Annotated in this window: 15 protein-coding genes and 2 pseudogenes; 14 read left to right on the top strand and 3 right to left on the bottom strand. The window is 73.2% G+C overall.

The features are described 5' to 3' along the window. Positions 1-93: 93 nt before the first annotated feature. The gene (locus ACFVXJ_RS03325; protein ID WP_389657769.1) at positions 94-270 is read left to right on the top strand and encodes a hypothetical protein; all 177 of its coding nucleotides are present in this window, start codon (positions 94-96) and stop codon (positions 268-270) included. 2 nt (positions 271-272) lie between these two features. Next, positions 273-500, top strand: a complete 228-nt coding sequence (locus ACFVXJ_RS03320; protein ID WP_389657766.1) for a hypothetical protein — start codon at positions 273-275, stop codon at positions 498-500. On the opposite strand, the pseudogene ACFVXJ_RS03315 reads toward ACFVXJ_RS03320, so the two are convergent. Further along, positions 472-594: pseudogene (locus ACFVXJ_RS03315) on the bottom strand (transposase); the annotation flags it as partial. The gene ACFVXJ_RS03320 and the pseudogene ACFVXJ_RS03315 sit on opposite strands and share 29 nt — an antisense overlap. A 124-nt stretch (positions 595-718) precedes the next feature. Between ACFVXJ_RS03315 and ACFVXJ_RS03310 the strand changes: the two are divergent. The 3 genes and pseudogenes from ACFVXJ_RS03310 to ACFVXJ_RS03300 all read left to right on the top strand — a co-directional run. Further along, a pseudogene (locus tag ACFVXJ_RS03310) lies at positions 719-847 on the top strand (2Fe-2S iron-sulfur cluster-binding protein); the annotation flags it as partial. Between the two features lie 300 nt (positions 848-1,147). After that, a complete protein-coding gene (locus tag ACFVXJ_RS03305) occupies positions 1,148-2,623 on the top strand; it encodes a helix-turn-helix domain-containing protein (RefSeq protein WP_389657763.1) in 1,476 nt (491 codons plus the stop codon). Further along, positions 2,624-4,573, top strand: coding sequence for an APC family permease (locus ACFVXJ_RS03300; RefSeq protein WP_389657760.1), 1,950 nt, complete (start codon positions 2,624-2,626; stop codon positions 4,571-4,573). A 107-nt stretch (positions 4,574-4,680) separates the two neighbouring features. Here the strand turns inward: ACFVXJ_RS03300 and ACFVXJ_RS03295 are convergent, their stop codons facing one another. Further along, positions 4,681-5,871: a helix-turn-helix domain-containing protein gene (locus ACFVXJ_RS03295; protein WP_389657757.1), complete on the bottom strand. Its 1,191-nt coding sequence runs from the start codon at positions 5,869-5,871 to the stop codon at positions 4,681-4,683. Positions 5,872-6,151: 280 nt separating this feature from the next. Here ACFVXJ_RS03295 and ACFVXJ_RS03290 point away from each other — a divergent pair, with 280 nt between their 5' ends. The 7 genes from ACFVXJ_RS03290 to ACFVXJ_RS03260 all read left to right on the top strand — a co-directional run bounded on the left by ACFVXJ_RS03290 (position 6,152) and on the right by ACFVXJ_RS03260 (position 13,124). Beyond that, positions 6,152-6,394 carry a helix-turn-helix domain-containing protein gene (locus ACFVXJ_RS03290; RefSeq protein ID WP_389657754.1) on the top strand — a complete coding sequence of 81 codons (243 nt, stop codon included), beginning with the start codon at positions 6,152-6,154 and terminating at the stop codon, positions 6,392-6,394. Between the two features lie 188 nt (positions 6,395-6,582). Beyond that, positions 6,583-7,020 carry a hypothetical protein gene (locus ACFVXJ_RS03285; RefSeq protein WP_389657751.1) on the top strand — a complete coding sequence of 146 codons (438 nt, stop codon included), beginning with the start codon at positions 6,583-6,585 and terminating at the stop codon, positions 7,018-7,020. Next, complete coding sequence (locus ACFVXJ_RS03280; protein ID WP_389657748.1) at positions 7,017-7,808, top strand: transcriptional regulator; 792 nt, start codon at positions 7,017-7,019, stop codon at positions 7,806-7,808. The genes ACFVXJ_RS03285 and ACFVXJ_RS03280 overlap by 4 nt, the downstream gene beginning before the upstream one ends. A gap of 86 nt (positions 7,809-7,894) precedes the next feature. Further along, a complete protein-coding gene (locus ACFVXJ_RS03275; RefSeq protein WP_389658607.1) occupies positions 7,895-8,326 on the top strand; it encodes a roadblock/LC7 domain-containing protein in 432 nt (143 codons plus the stop codon). A gap of 61 nt (positions 8,327-8,387) precedes the next feature. Beyond that, positions 8,388-8,762 (top strand): hypothetical protein, encoded by a 375-nt coding sequence (locus tag ACFVXJ_RS03270; protein ID WP_389657745.1) that lies wholly within the window; start codon positions 8,388-8,390, stop codon positions 8,760-8,762. A 175-nt stretch (positions 8,763-8,937) separates the two neighbouring features. Continuing rightward, positions 8,938-12,498, top strand: coding sequence for a CDP-glycerol glycerophosphotransferase family protein (locus ACFVXJ_RS03265; RefSeq protein WP_389657742.1), 3,561 nt, complete (start codon positions 8,938-8,940; stop codon positions 12,496-12,498). 137 nt (positions 12,499-12,635) lie between these two features. Then, positions 12,636-13,124 (top strand): VOC family protein, encoded by a 489-nt coding sequence (locus ACFVXJ_RS03260; RefSeq protein ID WP_389657738.1) that lies wholly within the window; start codon positions 12,636-12,638, stop codon positions 13,122-13,124. 120 nt (positions 13,125-13,244) lie between these two features. Here ACFVXJ_RS03260 and ACFVXJ_RS03255 read toward each other — a convergent pair whose 3' ends face one another. Continuing rightward, positions 13,245-13,970 (bottom strand): NAD-dependent deacetylase, encoded by a 726-nt coding sequence (locus ACFVXJ_RS03255; protein WP_389657735.1) that lies wholly within the window; start codon positions 13,968-13,970, stop codon positions 13,245-13,247. A 187-nt stretch (positions 13,971-14,157) separates the two neighbouring features. Here ACFVXJ_RS03255 and ACFVXJ_RS03250 point away from each other — a divergent pair, with 187 nt between their 5' ends. Beyond that, positions 14,158-14,607 carry a hypothetical protein gene (locus ACFVXJ_RS03250; RefSeq protein WP_389657732.1) on the top strand — a complete coding sequence of 150 codons (450 nt, stop codon included), beginning with the start codon at positions 14,158-14,160 and terminating at the stop codon, positions 14,605-14,607. 159 nt (positions 14,608-14,766) lie between these two features. Beyond that, entirely contained in the window at positions 14,767-15,690 is a 924-nt protein-coding gene (locus tag ACFVXJ_RS03245) for an ATP-grasp domain-containing protein (RefSeq protein ID WP_389657729.1), read from the top strand. Positions 15,691-15,698 lie beyond the last annotated feature (8 nt).

Genomic DNA, 15,698 nt, shown 5'->3' with positions numbered 1-15,698 from the left:
TCCCACCCTGTCCGGTGATCGCTACGCTACGCACCGGCAACGCGTCGACGGCGTCCACGTCGGTGGATCCGCGCAGGGTGGGGACACGACGACATGACCGGACAGAGTCCCGACGCGGACCGGCGCGGCCGGCGCTCCTTCCTCACCCGCCTCGTCGCGGCGCCGACCCTCGCCCTCGTCACCCGAGCCGGATCGGACGCCGTCGCCCCGCAGCGCGCCGACGCCGCCATACCGACCCTGCCCGCGATCGCCGACCTGGTGGACCTCTAGCCGTGCGCACCGGCCGGGTCCCCTACCGGTTCCGCCGGGCGTTCCCCAAGACCGATGCGCAGCGTGCGGTCCTGGACAAGGCCGCGCAGGAGGGCGCCTGGGGGCGCCCGATGCCGGGCGGCTGTGCGCAGGGCATCGCCTTCCACGAGGAGTACAAGTCCCGCACCGCCTGCCTGGTCGAGATCGACGCCCGCGATGCGAAGCGCGGAGGCCTTCCAGCAGGGCGGTGAACACACCGGCGTCCCGCCACACCCGAAAGCGTCCGTAGACAGTGGCCCAGGGCTCGAACTCGGCAGGTATCTCCCGCCACTGACCACTGGCTCTTCACAGAGTGGGATCCGGTAGGACTGTGGTCGTGACCCGTAGGCAACGCACCAATGCCCAGTGGAAGTTCATCGAGCCGTATCTGCCGATTGGTAGGTACGGCCCGTACCCGGAGCGGTGGCCGGCGGTCGCCCTGCTCGAGCGCACTGCCGACCCCACGGACGCGGACATCGACGCCATCGCCAACATCTGCCGCTGCGGCACCTACTTCCGCATTCGCGAGGCCATCCGCGCCGCGGCGGCCAAGATGTGAGCGGCGCGGCGGCGGACGGCCGGGACCCGAGCGGACCGGCCCCGGCACCTCCCCCGTTGCCCCCGTCGGCGCCGGGGCCCGACCGCTCGGGTGCCACCCTAGGCGCCGGGCAACCGGTCCGCCGGATGCGCCCCGCACAGTGAGCGGGCGAGACTGGTGTCACAGCGCACAGTGTGCGGCGGCTGGTTGAATGCGGCCGCGCGACGGCCGCGCAACGGCCGCACGAAGGGACCTGTCATTTCGTCACATCCCGCCACCCCGGCGCCCCTCGGCCCCTCCCGGTCCGACGACATCCGCACGGTGCACCGGCTCGCCCACACCGGTGGCTCCGCCGCGCTGTTGCGGTGGCTGGCCACCCGGCTGGGCGGCTGGACCGGGGTGACGGACACGACGGGAGTCGACCGGCCGGGGCGGACCGGAGCACCGGAACTCGCCGTTCGGGCCGCGGCCGAGATGGCCGCCCGAGGCGCCCGTTCGGCGGTGCTGCACGGAGACGGCTCGGCCGCACTGCTGTTCGCGCTGGACGAGCGGCACGCGCTGGCGGCCGTACTGGACCTTCCGCACCACCCCGCGGCGGCCGCCCTGCTCGCGGACGCCGCCGTCCCGCTGGCCCTGGTGTTGGCCGCCGAGGAGGCCCGGTTGCGCGAGGAGCGGGCCCGGCTCGCCGAGTCGCGGGCCCGCGAAGCCGTGCTGCACCTGCTGATGAACGGCCGGGTGTCCACCGCCCGGCAGGTCGCGGCGACCTTGGAGCCCGCCCTGCCCGAGCCGGTACGGCTCTACGTCATCGAGTGCCGGCCGGGGGCGCGGTCCGCCGTGGCCGCGGTGTGCGAGCGGCTCACCGGCGGCCGGGCCTGGACCGTCCACTGCCCCGTGTACGTACGCCACCTCATCGTCCTGGTCCCCGCGGAACCCGCGGCGGGTCCGGGCGGGAGCGACCACCTCGCCGCGGCACTCGTGGAACTGGCCGGGGACTGCGTGGTCGGGGTGAGCGCCGAGGCCCACCTGCGGCAGCTGCCCGCCGCCTACGGCCAGGCCTTCCACGCCCTGGCCGTAGCGCGGGGCCGCGCCGGGCGGCACGCCCGCTTCGGCCCCGGCCCCGAACTGGAACTGGCCGCCCTCGAGGCGGCGGCCGACTGGGCCGAGGCCCTGCTCGCGCCCCTGCACGGGTACGAGCCCCGGCGGCCGCAGGACCCCGGCCCCCAGGAACTGCGCGCCACCGCCCACGCCTGGCTGGACTTCGCCTCGTACGCCACTCGGCTCCTGAAGATCCACCGGAACACCCTGGCCACCCGGATCCGCCTGGTCGAGGCCGTGCTCGGCCTGGACCTCGCCCGCTTGGCCGACCAGGCGGCCCTCTCGCTGGCCCTGCGCCTGATCCCGGCCGGCGGCCGGCCGCCCGGCCTGCCCGCCGCCGTGGGCGCCACCGACCTGGACGGCGTCCTGCGCCACCCCGACCTGGTGGCCTGGTCCCGGGCCCATCTCGGCCCGCTGACCGGGCCCGGCGCCCCCGCCGGTGCGCGGGAGACCGTCCGCGCCTGGCTGCGGCACGACGCGCGGCTCGCCCCGGCGGCCGCGGAACTCGGCCTCTCGCTGCCCGGCACCCGCAAACGCCTCACCCGGGTCGAGGAACTGATGGAGCGTTCCCTGCTCCGCTCGCCGAGCGCCCGCTACGACCTGTGGCTGGCGCACCGGGCCGAGGAACTGGACCGCGCACCGGATCGGGGACACAGCGCCGATGGCGGACGGAATGCCGCGAAAATGGATGATCATGCCTGAATGAGGCGTATCAATGCCAAACGCATGCTGGTCGGTGAGCCGCTCGACACCGCGCGCCTGGGTGAGACGCTGCTGCCCAAGCGACTCGCACTGCCGATCTTCTGCAGCGACCCGCTCTCCTCCGTGGCCTACGCCACCGAAGAGATCCTGCTGACCCTCGCACTCGGCGGCGTCGCCCTCCTCCACCTCGCCTGGTACGCGGCCGCCGCCATCGTCTTCCTGCTGGTCGTGGTCGTCGCCTCGTACCGACAGACCTGCCACGCCTACCCCGGCGGCGGCGGCGCGTACGTCGTCAGCGCGGAGAACCTCGGCCAGACCGCCGCGCTGACCGCCGCCAGCGCGCTGCTGGTCGACTACGTGTTGACCGTCGCCGTGTCCGTCGTCTCCGGCGTCGCCGCGATCACCTCGGCCATCCCCGCGCTCAGCGACCACCAAGTCGCCCTCTCGGTCGCCTTCGTGGTGCTGCTCACGCTGATGAACCTGCGCGGCGTGCGGGAGTCCGGACGGGTCTTCGCCGTACCGACGTACGGCTTCGTCCTCCTCATCTACCTCATGTTCGCCGTCGCCGCGTTCCGGATCGCGACCGGCGACACCATCCGGGCCGAGTCCGCCACGCTCCCGATCACCGCCGAGGGGACGTACGCCGGGTTCGCCCTCGTGCTGCTCGCGATGCGCGCCTTCGCCTCCGGCTGTACGGCTCTGACGGGCGTCGAGGCCATCAGCAACGGCGTGCCCGCGTTCCGCAAACCCAAGAGCCGCAACGCCGCCACCACACTGGCCGCGATGGGCGTCCTGGCGGTGACGATGTTCATGGGCATCACGATCCTCGCCATGGTGTACGAGGTGCACGTCGCCGCCGATCCCACCGAGCTGGGTCTGCCCGCGGGCACCCCCATGTCCACCGCGCTGGCCCAGATCGGCCGCGCCACCTTCGGGGACTGGCACGTCCTCTTCTACCTGCTCCAAGCCGTCACCGCGGGCGTCCTCGTCCTCGCCGCCAACACCGCCTTCAACGGCTTCCCGATGCTCGCCTCCATCCTGGCCCGGGACCGGTACGCGCCGCGTCAGCTCTACAACCGGGGCGACCGGCTCGTCTACTCGAACGGCATCGTGCTGCTCGCGATCGCCGCGATCGCCCTGATCGTCGCCTTCGACGCCGAGCTGACCCGCCTCATCCAGCTCTACATCATCGGCGTCTTCGTCTCCTTCACCCTCTCCCAGGCCGGTATGGTCCGGCACTGGAGGCGCGCGTTGGCGTCGTCCGGCACGGCGGTCGGGGAACGCATCCACATCCACCGCCGGCTCGCCATCAACGCGATCGGCGCCACCCTCACCGCCCTGGTGCTGGTCATCGTCCTCGTCACCAAGTTCACCCACGGCGCCTGGCTCGTCTGCATCGCCATGCCCGCCCTGTTCCTCGGGATGAAGGGGGTTCGCCGCCACTACGACGCCGTCTCGGCGCAGGTCATCGTCCCCGCCGGGGCCCGTCCCCGGATGCCGGCGCGCCACCACGTGCTGGTCTTGGTCGCCTCGGTGCACGCCCCGACGCTCAAGGCCCTCGGCTACGCGCAGGCCCTGCGTCCCGACACGCTGACGGCGGTGTCCGTGGCCGCCGACGAGGACGACATGCGCCGGCTGCGGGACGCCTGGGCGGACCACGCCCCCGGGATCGGCCTGAAGGTGCTGCACTCGCCGTACCGCGAGGTGGTCGGGCCGGTGATGGCCCACATCCAGGAGCTGGCGGCCGCCGAGAGCGCGGACGTCCTGTCGGTCGTCATCCCGGAGTACGTGGTGGGCCACTGGTGGGAGCAGCCGCTGCACAACCAGAACGCCCTGCGGCTCAAGGCCAGGCTGCTGTTCACGCCGGGCGTCGCCGTGATCGACGTGCCGTACCTGCTGGAGTCGGCGAAGGTCGGGGAAGCGGACGGGGCTCGCGCGTCGGGGCCGTGACCCGGCGCGGGGCCACCGGGCGGCGCCGCGGTGACCGGGGCCACGACGGTGACCGGACCCACTACCGTGACCGGACTCGCGGCGGTGGTCGGGCCCACGCCGCCGGCTCAGCGCACGCCGGTGTGGTGGGGCAAGGCGGTGTGTTGGAGCACGGCCGCGTGCGCCAGCGCGAGTTCCACCACCTGCGCCGGATCGGCGAGCGACCGGCCCGTGAGCCGCTCCAGTCGGCGCAGTCGGTTCGAGACGGTGTTGCGGTGGCAGTACAGGCGCTGGGCGGCGTAAGTGGTCGACCCCTGGCAGGCCAGCCAGGTCCCCAGGGTCGTGAGCAGCACCCGGCGGTCCTCCGGCGCCAGCGCCAGCACCGGGCCCAGCACCACCCGGCGCAGCCGACCCGCGAGTTCCGCGTCACCCGCGACCAGCGCCGCGGGGAGCCGTTCGTCCAGCAGGGCGGCGCCCGGCCCGCCCGCCGCGGGGGCGGTACGCAGCGCCAGCGCGGCCAGCCTGCGGGCGCCGGCCAGCTCCGCGGGGGATTCCACCACCGGGCTGACCCCGGCCCGGGCGCCCGCCGGCGCGAGCAGGTCCCGTACGGACTCCAGCGGGAGCGCGCCCAACTCCACCAGGCCGCTCTCGCCGTCGGCCCGCATCCGCCACCACACGCGCGGACCACCGCCCGACGCCGCGCCGGCGGCGGTCGGGGCCCCGCCCGGCCCGAACGCGAGCACGGCGAACCGGCCCCGCTCCGGCAGCCCCAGCCGGACGGCGGCGTCCGCGACCCCGGCTGCGGTCGCCGTACCGTCGAGCAGGGCGTCCAACAGGGCCGCCCTGCGCTCCCGGTCCCGATCGGCGCGCCCGGCCTCGGCCCGCCCGTACGCCTCGCACGCGGCGTCCGACATCCGGTCCACCGCCTCCCAGAGCGCCGCCGCGCCCGGCAGCAGCCGGGGCAGCGCGGCCCGGTCGTGGGCGGCCACCGCTTCGGTCAGCGTCTGCCACAGCAGCCGCCCGGCCCGCCGGTACCCGCGCAACAGGGACTCCAGCGGAAGGCCCCGCTCCGCCGCGTCCGCCCCCTCGGCGCCGGCCTCGCGGACGTCGGCCGGGTCGGGCGGCAGGCCCCGCTCCCCGCCGACCAGGGCCGCGACGGCCCGCTCCAGCGTGCGGTGGATCCGCTCGCGCAGTTCGGCCCGACCGAACTGCCCGGCGTAGCCGGGTTCCTCGGCCAGGGTGCGATCGGCGAGCCGGTCCGCCGCCACCGCGATCCGGCGTCCCAGGTCCTCGCGTATCTCCTCGATGATCCGCTCCATGACGGGCAGCGTGACACGCGCGAGGGTGCGGTGGGGAGGCCCGGGAGACGCCCGCGTACGGCGGGGCGTGCGAGTGCGGGGGCTCCGATCCGGCTGTCCGGCCCCGCCCAACCGGCCGACCGGTGCGTTCCCTTGGGGCAGGACCGGGCCGGGAGACAGGCCGCGCACGAGCCGGCGGTGGTTGATCTTATGCTCAGGTTTACGCGGGTCGGCTGGTTTTGTGGCCGGTGAGCCACTTTGATGGGTTTGCCAGCCTCGTTACCGAGCAGGGGGACTCACCATGGGCACCGACCACATCCACAAGGACAGCGCACCCACCCTGATCGGTTCCGTGCAGCGGGCGCTGCGCCTTGTGGAGGCGATGCACGCCGAGGGCGGCGCGACGGCCAAGCGGCTCTCGCGGATCACCGGGATTCCGCTGCCGACCGTCTACCACCTGCTGCGTACCCTCAGTCATGAGGGATATGTCATGCGCGAGGGCGGGGCGTTCCGGCTCGCGGAACACCTGCCGCTCGCTTCGTGATCGGACCGCCTTGATCAGGCTCTCTTGATCAGAAGTAGACGCGATCCGGCCAACCCGGCACGTGCTACCGCGCATGTTCCAGCGGAAAATGCCAGAACGCCTTTTCGCTCTGCGGAAGTTGAGTAAGTTCCCTCCTGTCGCGCCGAACGACCGTGCACCCAGCACGTCCAGCCGGGAGGGGAGCCCGCGTGCCCGGGATCGACGAATGTCTGCTCGAAGCCATGGCCCTGCCCGGTGCGCGGGGCGCCGCGCTGGTCGACTGGAGCAGCGGACTGGCCCTCGGCACCGCGGGGGACTCGCCCGTGGGCGACCACGAGACCACCGCCGCCGAGACCGCCGAGCTGGCCCGAGCGGCCGCCGAATACGAGTCCTTCGCCCCGACGGAACCGGGAACGGGAACGGGAGGAACGGGCGCGGAAGCGGGCTCCGGGCCCGTCGCCGCCGCGGGACCGCCCGTGGAGGACCTGATCGTCACCACCCGCACCGGTTACCACGTGCTGCGCTTCGTCGAGACCAGCTTCGACAGCAGTGTCTTCCTCCATCTCTGGCTCGACCGCGCCGACGGCAACCTGGCCCTCGCCCGGCACCGGCTCCGCGCCCTCGCCGAGGGGTTGGTGCTCAGATGACCGCCGCGACGGCCACCGTCACCTCGGCCACCGCCGTCTCGCCGCTGCTCACCCGCCTCGCCGCCGAGCGCGCCACCGGCGCCCTGCTGCGCGACCGCGGCACCCTCTTCCTGGAGGACGGCCGGATCGTGCACGCCGAGAGTCCTTCGACGCCCGGCCTGGAGGTCCTGCTCACCACCGGGGGCGGCCTCGCCCCGGAACGCTGGAACGAGGCCGTCAACCAGGCCGGGGCCCGCCGGCAGGTCGCCCGGTTCCTGGTGGACAGCGGAGGCATGGCGGGCGGGGAGCTGGAGATCTGCCATCTCGCCGCCATCTTCGACGCCGCCTTCTTCGCCCTCTCGCCGGGCAGCGGTCCCTCCCGGTTCCGGCGCGGGGCCACGCACTGGATCGGCTCGGTCCGGTCGGTCCCCGCGGCGGCCGTCGAGCGGGAGACCTGCCGGCGCCGGGAACTGCTGGACGCGGTGTGGCCGTACCCCCGGCTGGACACCGCCCCCGTGGTGCCGCGCCCGGCCGCCCCCGGCCAGACGGTCACTGCCCGCCAGCGCCTCCTGCTCCGGCAGGCGGACGGCGTACGCACCCCCGCGGACCTCGCCTGGGCGCTGGGCCGGCCCGCCTTCCACACGCTGCTCGACGTGCGCAGACTCGCGGCCGCCGGCCTGGTCGAGACCCCGCACGAGCCCGCCCCGGCACCGGTGGCCGGGGCCCTGCCCGACTGGATGACCCAGACCCAATCCCCGGACGTGGCGCTGCTCCGCCGGTTACGCGACGCACTGGAGGCAAGCCTGTGAGGCTCCCGCTGCGACCGGTCCTGCGCGCCGACCGCTCCGAGCGCAGGCAGCCCGAAAGGAGGCCGGCCGACATGAACACGGTCGTGATGACCGCGGAGACCGAAGCCGAGATACGCGCGGAGCTGCGGCGGCTGCGGGCCCGCGTCCCCCAGCTCACCGGCGCCCTCGCCGCGAGCGCCGACGGCCTGGTGCTCGCCCACGACAGCGCGGCCACCGAAGCGGAATCCGTCGCCGCGCTCACCGCCGCCGCCCTCGGGGTGGCCCAGCGGCTCAGCGACTGCACGGGCCAGGGGGCCTTCCGGGAACTGCTGGTGCGCGGCGAGCACGGCTACGTCGCCACCTACGCCGTGGGGCAGTCGGCCGTCCTCACCCTGATCGCGGAGCCGCGGGTCAACGTGGGCCGACTCCACCTGGAGGCCCGCCGCTCCACCTCGCGGATCACCGAACTCGTCGAGCACGCCCTCGGCCTGCGGGGCCCGGTCACCCCGCCCATGCCGACCGAGGCGCCCTCGTCCTGAGATCCGTACGACCCCCCGTGGAAACGACAGCAGAAAACGACAGCAGAAAGAGGAACCACTCATGGCCAACGTGGAGACCGCGCTCAAGGAAGCCACCACCACCATCGACGGCGCGCTCGGTGCCGCGCTGGTCGACTACGGCAGCGGTATGGCGCTCGGCACCGTCGGCGGAGGCAAGGACCTGGACCTCGGGATCGCCGCGGCCGGCAATACGGACGTGGTGCGGGCCAAGGTGCGGACCATGGAGATGCTGGGCCTGAAGGACGAGATCGAGGACATCCTGATCACTCTCGGCGGCCAGTACCACCTGATCCGGCTGCTGAAGGCGCACGGCGGCGGCGGCTTCTTCCTCTACCTCGCGCTCGACCGGGGACGGGCCAATCTCGCGATGGCGCGGCACCAGCTCAAGAAGGTAGAAAGCATGCTGGAGATCTGAGGAGGAACAGCGAGGGTCGCGACGACGCGGTGGCGGGCGGCTGAATTCTTTGCCGTCCGCCCGCCGACCAGGGACGATATGTCCGAGATGGGCGGAATTTATCGTCCCGTTACCGAGTAAGATGCTCTAATCGGTTGATCATCAACAAAGCAAAAAGCTGGAGAACCTGCCACCCATGCCCCCGCGCCTGAGCATCGTCGTACCGGTCTACAACGTCGAGCTCTACCTCGACGAGTGCCTGGAGTCCATCGCCGCCCAGACCTTCGATGACTTCGAGGTCGTCCTCGTCGACGACGGTTCCACCGACGCCAGCGCCGCGATAGGCGAGGCGTTCGCCGCGCGGGACGGCAGGTTCCGACTGGTCCGGCAGAAGAACGCCGGACTCGGTGCCGCCCGCAACGCGGGCGCCCGTCACATATCCGAAGGCAGCGAGTACCTCGCCTTCGTCGACAGTGACGACACCATGCCGACGAACGCCTACCAGCTGCTGATCGACGCCCTCGACGAGACGGGCTCCGACTTCGCCGGCGGCAACGTCAAGCGGTTCCGCTCCGTCGGCATGCAGCAGTCCTGGGGCCACCGCGCCCCCTTCGCCACGACGCGGCTGAAGACCCACATCTCCAAGTTCGCGCCGCTGGTCACCGACCGCACCGCGTGGAACAAGGTCTACCGGCGCAGCTTCTGGGACGAGCACGGCTTCCAGTACCCGGAAGGCATCCTCTACGAGGACGCCCCCGTCAGCATCCCGGCCCACTACTTCGCCACCAGCGTCGACGTGATCAGCGACTGCGTCTACCACTGGCGGGTGCGCGAGACCGGCGAGCGCTCCATCACCCAGCGCTCCACCGACCCGGTCTCCGTCATCGACCGCGTCACCTCCATCCGGCTGGTCCGCGACGCGCTCAAGGCCAAGCAGGGCGAGAAGTACGCCCGCTACCTGCGCGAGTACGACCACAACGTACTCAGCGAAGAGCTGCCGCTCATCTACAAGTACGTCGGTGAGGGCGGTCCCGACTTCCGGGCGGCCTTCGTCAAGGAGGTCGGCGGTCTCATCCGCGAGATCGGCCCCGGCCCCTGGTCCGACCTCACCGTCGCCGACCGGCTCAAGGCGTACCTCGCCCGGGAAGGCCGCGTCGAGGAGTTCATCGCCCTCAACAAGCACCAGAGCGACTACTCCTACAGCGTGCCGGTCAAGGGCCTCGCCCGCCCGCAGGCCGACTACCCCTTCCTCACCGCCCCCGTTCCGCCCAAGCTCCTCACGCTCGGCCCGCGTGAACGCCGCGTGGTCAGCCGGCTGGAACAGGCCGCCTGGAGCGACGGCAAGCTGCTCCTGCGCGGGTACGCGCTCCCCGGCCACCTGGGCGCCGAAAGCCGCCTGGGCTCCCGCAAGATGCTGGTCTTCCGGGAGCAGGGCAAGCGCCGCCGCAGCGTCGTCACCGCCCGCACCGTCGCCTCCCCGATGGCCACCGTCAACGAGCCGCACCTCGCGCTGCGGCACGCGGACTGGGCCGGGTTCACCGCCGTCGTCGACCCCACCGTCTTCCAGACGGGCGGCACATGGAACGACGGGACGTGGACCACCTCCATCGCCGTCACCGGCGCCGGCGGCCTGCACCGCGCGCGCCTCAGGGGCGGCGACCACGACAGCGGCCACAACCCGCCCTCGTACTGGGCGACCCCCGACGTCCGGATCGTCCCGACCGTCGCCGGCTCCCTGACGATCAAGGTCGAGGTCGTCCGCGCCCGCGCCCTGGACGTCCTGGCGTCCGGCGACGGCGCCGTCGAGGTGTCCGGCGAGCTGTCCTCCGAGATCGGGCGGGGTGCCTCCCTGCGGGCGACGCACGTCGGCAGCGGCAACGCGCTGACCGTCCCGCTGGACACGGCCGACGCCGCCACGAACGGCCGTGTCCCGTTCACCGGCGTCCTGCGCCTGGCCGAGCTGGCGGACGTACCGCTGCCCGGTCCCGGCGAGTGGGCGCCGCAGGCGTGGAACCTGGCCGTCGTCCGCGCGGACGGCACCGAACACCCCCTGGTCCTCGACGAGCGGGGCGGGTTCACCGGACTGGTCGTGCCCGTGCCCGACGACGCCACCGGCCGCGCCGTCTTCGCCAAGCGCGGCACGTCGGGCCACCTGGTCCTCTCCGTCCAGGCATCGCCGCCGCTCGTGGACACCGTCTCGTCCAAGAACGGCACCCTGACCCTCGGGGGCAGCTTCCACGCGCCCGCGGACGCCCCCGACGAGCCGTACGAACTGGTCCTGCACAACCACCACGGCACCGAGTTCAGCTACCCCGTCACCCGTGCCGGGGACCGCTTCGAGGCGTCCTTCGAACCGGTCCTGCCCGAGGCGTACGCCGGCCGCACCACCCTTCCGCACGGCCGCTGGTGGCCCACCCTGCGCCCGGTGAGCCAGGGCGGTACCACGGCGAGCCTGCTCGGCGTCGACCGCGGCGCGCCGCTCCAGCTCCTGCCGCCGGTGCTGTTCTCCGGACCGCACCACGTCACCACCGACGGCCGCCGCATGCGGGTCGAGGCCCGTCTGTACGACCGGCTGGTGCTGGTCAGCGACCCGCTGATCAGCCCGCACGACCGCTCGCGGTACGCCCAGCGGGTGGCCCGCGACATCACCTACCCGGCCCAGTGCGCCCTGCCGGTCAAGGACATGGTCGTGTACGAGACCTTCCAGGGGAACGGCGCCGGCGACTCGCCCCGTGCCATCCACGAGGAACTGGTGCGGCGCGGCGCGAAGCTGGACCACGTCTGGCTGGTCCGCGACGGCCGCGCCGAGGTCCCGTCGACCGCCCGCGCCGTCCAGTACGACAGCCTGGAGGCATGGGACGTCCTGGCGCGGGCCCGCTACTACGTCGTCAACGACAGCGTGCCGAACCACTTCCGCCGCCGCCCGGGCCAGACCGTCGTCCAGACGTGGCACGGAACGCCGTTGAAGCAGATCGGCCACGACTACCTGCACGACTACTACACGAGCCCCGAGGCGCTCGACGCGCTGCGGCACGACGCCGCCCAGTGGTCGCTGCTCGCCTCCCCGGGCTCGTACGCCACCCCGGTCCTCAAGCGCGCCCTCGGCTACGACGGCGAGATCATCGAGTCCGGCAGCCCGCGCACCGACGCCCTCGTCCGCCCGGACGAGCAGCGCGTCGCCGAGGTCCGGCGGCGGCTCGGCCTGCCTGAGGGCAAGAAGGTCGTCCTCTACCTGCCGACCTGGCGCGAGAACCGCGAGGGCTGGTCGAACGGCTACAAGCTGGACCTGCAGATCGACCTGGACGCGGCCCGCAGCGCGCTCGGCGAGGACCACGTCCTGCTGATCCGCGGCCACCACAAGGTCAACGAGCAGGTCCGCGAGGGAGCCCGCGACGGCTTCGTGATCGACGTGTCGCGCTGGCCCGACACCACGGACCTGCTGCTCGTCGCCGACGTGCTGATCTCGGACTACTCGTCCGCGATCTTCGACTTCGCGCTGACCGACCGGCCGATCCTGCTGTTCACGTACGACCTGGAGCACTACCGCGACACGCTGCGCGGCTTCACCTTCGACCTGGAGAAGAAGGCTCCCGGACCGCTCATCGCCGACTCGGCGAGCCTGATCGAGGCCGTACGGAACGCGGACGCGATCGCCGCCGAACACGCCGATGCGCGGGCGGCGTTCCGAGCCGAGTTCTGCGACCTCGACGACGGCCACGCGACCGAGCGTGTCGTCGACCGGATGCTCGCCATGTAGTCCGGACGAGTGCATTCACGAGGGGACACAGACCGGTCCCCGGCCCACCGATGAGTTCCGGGCCGGGGGCCGGTCTGTATGTGTGAGACGGAACCCGGCCCCGGGAGCCGTCCCGCGCACCCACTCTGGAGGCAGTCATGAGCAGCAGCACCGGCTTCACCACGTGTCTGTGGTTCGACGGCGACGCGGAGGCCGCCGCCGACTACTACCTGTCGGTCTTCAAGGACGGCAAGCGCGGACGCACCGCCTACAAGAACGAGGCGATGCCCGGCGCGGCCGGTGAGGTGTTGATCGCCGAGTTCGAGATCAACGGGCAGAGGTTCGTCGGCCTCAACGGCGGTCCGGAGTTCCCCTTCACCGAGGCCATCTCCTTCCAGATCCACTGCGCGGACGAGGCGGAGGCGGACTACTACTACGACGAGCTGACGAAGGACGGCGGCGCGGAATCCGCCTGCGGTTGGGTCAAGGACAGGTTCGGGGTGTCCTGGCAGGTGATCCCGCCCGGCGCCATCGAGCTGATCGCCGACCCGGACCCGGGACGGGCCACCCGCGCGACGGCCGCCATGATGCAGATGAAGAAGCTCGATGTCGCGGAAATGCGCCGGGCGGCCGACGCCGAGGGCTGAGCGGGCTTCGTGGTCCCGGTCCGGCAGGCGGCGATCCGGGCCGGCGGCGCCCGCAGCGGGCGCGCACGCGCCGGCAGCCGGTCCGGGCGCGAGCAGGTGCCTCAGGCGCGAGCAGGCGCCTCAGGCGCCGATCCGGGCCAGCAGCGCCGGCAGGGCCGTCCCGATCGGCTCGCGGATCACCTCGTCCGCGAGGGGATCGTACGGGGTCTCCTCGGCGTTCACGATGATCAGGCGGGCCCCCGCCTCCGCCGCCATCCCGGCCAGCGAGGCGGCGGGCTGCACCTGGAGGGTCGACCCGACGGCGATGAACACCTGACACCCCTTGGCCACCGCAATGGCCTGCCCCAGCACCTCGGGGTCCAGCCGCTCCCCGAACATCACCGTCGCCGCCTTGAGGATTCCCCCGCAGGCGAGGCACGCGGGATCCGGCTCCCCGGCGGCGACCCGGGCCAACGCCCCGTCCATCCCGGACCCGGCGTGACACGCCGTGCACACCACCGACCGGGCCGTGCCGTGCAGCTCGAACACCTTGCGCGCGGGCATCCCGGCGAGCTGGTGCAGACCGTCCACGTTCTGCGTGATCACCCGTACCGGGGTGCCGCCGCGCTCCAGCTCGGCCACCGCGACGTGCGCGGCGTTGGGCCGCGCCCCGAGGGCGCCGATCTCGGCGCGCATCAGCCAGGAGCGCCGCCGGATCTCCGGATCGGCCATGTAGCAGGCGTAGGTGACGAGCTTCTCGGCATCGGGCTCGCGCCGCCACAACCCCTGCGGCCCCCGGTAGTCCGGAATCCCGGAATCGGTGGACATCCCGGCCCCACTGAACACTGCGACGAGCGGCTTCCCCATGAGCCGACCCTACGCAGCCCGCGCCCCGGGGCGCGAACGGGTTTCGCGCGGTCCCGGTTCCCGCGCACCCGGGCCGGGCGGCGACGGAACCGGCCCGAAGGCCACAGTGGTGAATCCCGCCCCCACTGGGGTGAGGTCCCCGTCGCGTCCCGCCCGGCCGGACGACGCGGACGGTTACAAACCGGACATGAAGCTCACCCCTCGCCTCCCCGGCGCCCTGCTGCTCGCCCTGACCGCCCTCGTGCTCCCCGCGGCGACCGCGGCCCCGGCCCTGGCCGACGCGCCGCCGTTCGGCGAGATCACCGCCCGCGCCCACCGACACACCGCAGCCCAGATCAGCGGCTTCCTGATCGGCTTCTACGGGCACCACGGGCCCTCCGCCCACGACCGCCGGCACCGGGTCTCCCAGCAGCTCAAGGACAAACAGAAGAACTACCCCGACAGCGATGTGCTGCTCTGCGCCCGGAGCAAGCCCAACCGCATCACCGTCGGGCCGGCCACCGTCGCCCAGAACGCCGGTGTCGGCTGGGCCACCGTCACCACCCACTGGGACGGCGGGGCCACGGACACCTTCACCGCCTACGTACGGCTCGACAGCAGGCCGATCCGGCTGGACGACGTGATCTGCGCCGGCTGAAATCCGCCCCACCCCACCCCGCCCCGCGCCGACCGGTGACGGAGCCGGGCACAGCAGCAGGGAAGAGCGGGGGAGAGGCGCGGGAGAAGGCGCGGGAGACGGGGAAGGGCCGGGAAAACCGGTGGGCCGGGGCGGGAGGCGGTCCGTAGGGTGGGCGGCATGCCGACGACCGCCGTCCTCTACTGCCGCGACCCGCTGGACGGGCGCCGTACCGACGCCCACTTCGCGGGGGAGGCCCGGCACCTGCGCGCGGCCGGCGGGAAGGTGCTGCTCCTCGACCACGACGCCCTCCTCGCCGGGAACACCCGCGAGGCGGTGTCCCGCATCCCCGAAGGCGCCGGCGCCCTCTGGTACCGGGGATGGATGATCCCGACCGCGCGGTACACCGCCCTCGACGGCGCCCTGCGCGAGCGCGGCGCCCACCTCGTCGTCGATCCGGAGCGCTACCGGCGGGCGCACGAACTGCCCGGCTGGTACGCGACCTTCGCCGACCACACCCCGTACAGCGCCTGGCTGCCCACGGAGCCGGGGGAGGTCCCCGACCCGTCCGCGCTGTCGGCGCTCGCCGCCGGACTCCCGTCCGGCGCCGCCATCGTCAAGGACTACGTCAAGTCCCGCAAACACGAGTGGGCCGAGGCGTGCCACATCCCCGACACGCGGCGGCCGGACGCCCTCCACCGGGTGGTGAGCCGTTTCGTGGAGCTCCAGGGCGACGACCTCGCGGGCGGTGTGGTGCTGCGGGCCTTCGAGGACTTCGTGACGCCGGACGCGGGGCCCGCGGAGATCCGGGTCTGGTGGCTGGACGGCACGCCCCGGCTGGTGACCGCCCACCCGGACAGCCTCTGCGGCGCGGTCGAGGCGCCCGACCTGGGGCCGCTGCGCCCGGCCGTCGAGGCACTGGACTGCCGCTTCGTGACCACCGATCTCGCACTGCGCGCGGACGGCGTCCGGCGGGTGGTCGAGGTGGGGGACGGGCAGGTCGGCGATATGCACCGGGACGCCGATCCGGCCGCTCTCGTCAGCCTCCTGACGGAGGCTCAGGCCGATCCGGCGGGGCTGCGCGGCCGCGGTGGCGTCTGGTAGAACACCGG

Source organism: Streptomyces sp. NPDC058279 (assembly GCF_042881255.1).
Lineage (GTDB): Bacteria > Actinomycetota > Actinomycetes > Streptomycetales > Streptomycetaceae > Streptomyces.
The sequence above is the reverse complement of the archived record's forward strand: the minus strand, read 5'-3'. Positions and strand labels throughout refer to the sequence as shown.

Bases quoted from the DNA above. Each gene is read 5' to 3' on its own strand.
- ACFVXJ_RS03325 (WP_389657769.1), top strand. From the start codon at position 94: ATGACCGGACAGAGTCCCGACGCGGACCGGCGCGGCCGGCGCTCCTTC.
- ACFVXJ_RS03275 (WP_389658607.1), top strand. From the start codon at position 7,895: ATGACCGCGGAGACCGAAGCCGAGATACGCGCGGAGCTGCGGCGGCTG.
- ACFVXJ_RS03300 (WP_389657760.1), top strand. From the start codon at position 2,624: ATGAGGCGTATCAATGCCAAACGCATGCTGGTCGGTGAGCCGCTCGAC.
- ACFVXJ_RS03280 (WP_389657748.1), top strand. From the start codon at position 7,017: ATGACCGCCGCGACGGCCACCGTCACCTCGGCCACCGCCGTCTCGCCG.
- ACFVXJ_RS03255 (WP_389657735.1), bottom strand. From the start codon at position 13,970: ATGGGGAAGCCGCTCGTCGCAGTGTTCAGTGGGGCCGGGATGTCCACC.
- ACFVXJ_RS03265 (WP_389657742.1), top strand. From the start codon at position 8,938: ATGCCCCCGCGCCTGAGCATCGTCGTACCGGTCTACAACGTCGAGCTC.
- ACFVXJ_RS03295 (WP_389657757.1), bottom strand. From the start codon at position 5,871: ATGGAGCGGATCATCGAGGAGATACGCGAGGACCTGGGACGCCGGATC.
- ACFVXJ_RS03270 (WP_389657745.1), top strand. From the start codon at position 8,388: ATGGCCAACGTGGAGACCGCGCTCAAGGAAGCCACCACCACCATCGAC.
- ACFVXJ_RS03250 (WP_389657732.1), top strand. From the start codon at position 14,158: ATGAAGCTCACCCCTCGCCTCCCCGGCGCCCTGCTGCTCGCCCTGACC.
- ACFVXJ_RS03290 (WP_389657754.1), top strand. From the start codon at position 6,152: ATGGGCACCGACCACATCCACAAGGACAGCGCACCCACCCTGATCGGT.
- ACFVXJ_RS03260 (WP_389657738.1), top strand. From the start codon at position 12,636: ATGAGCAGCAGCACCGGCTTCACCACGTGTCTGTGGTTCGACGGCGAC.
- ACFVXJ_RS03245 (WP_389657729.1), top strand. From the start codon at position 14,767: ATGCCGACGACCGCCGTCCTCTACTGCCGCGACCCGCTGGACGGGCGC.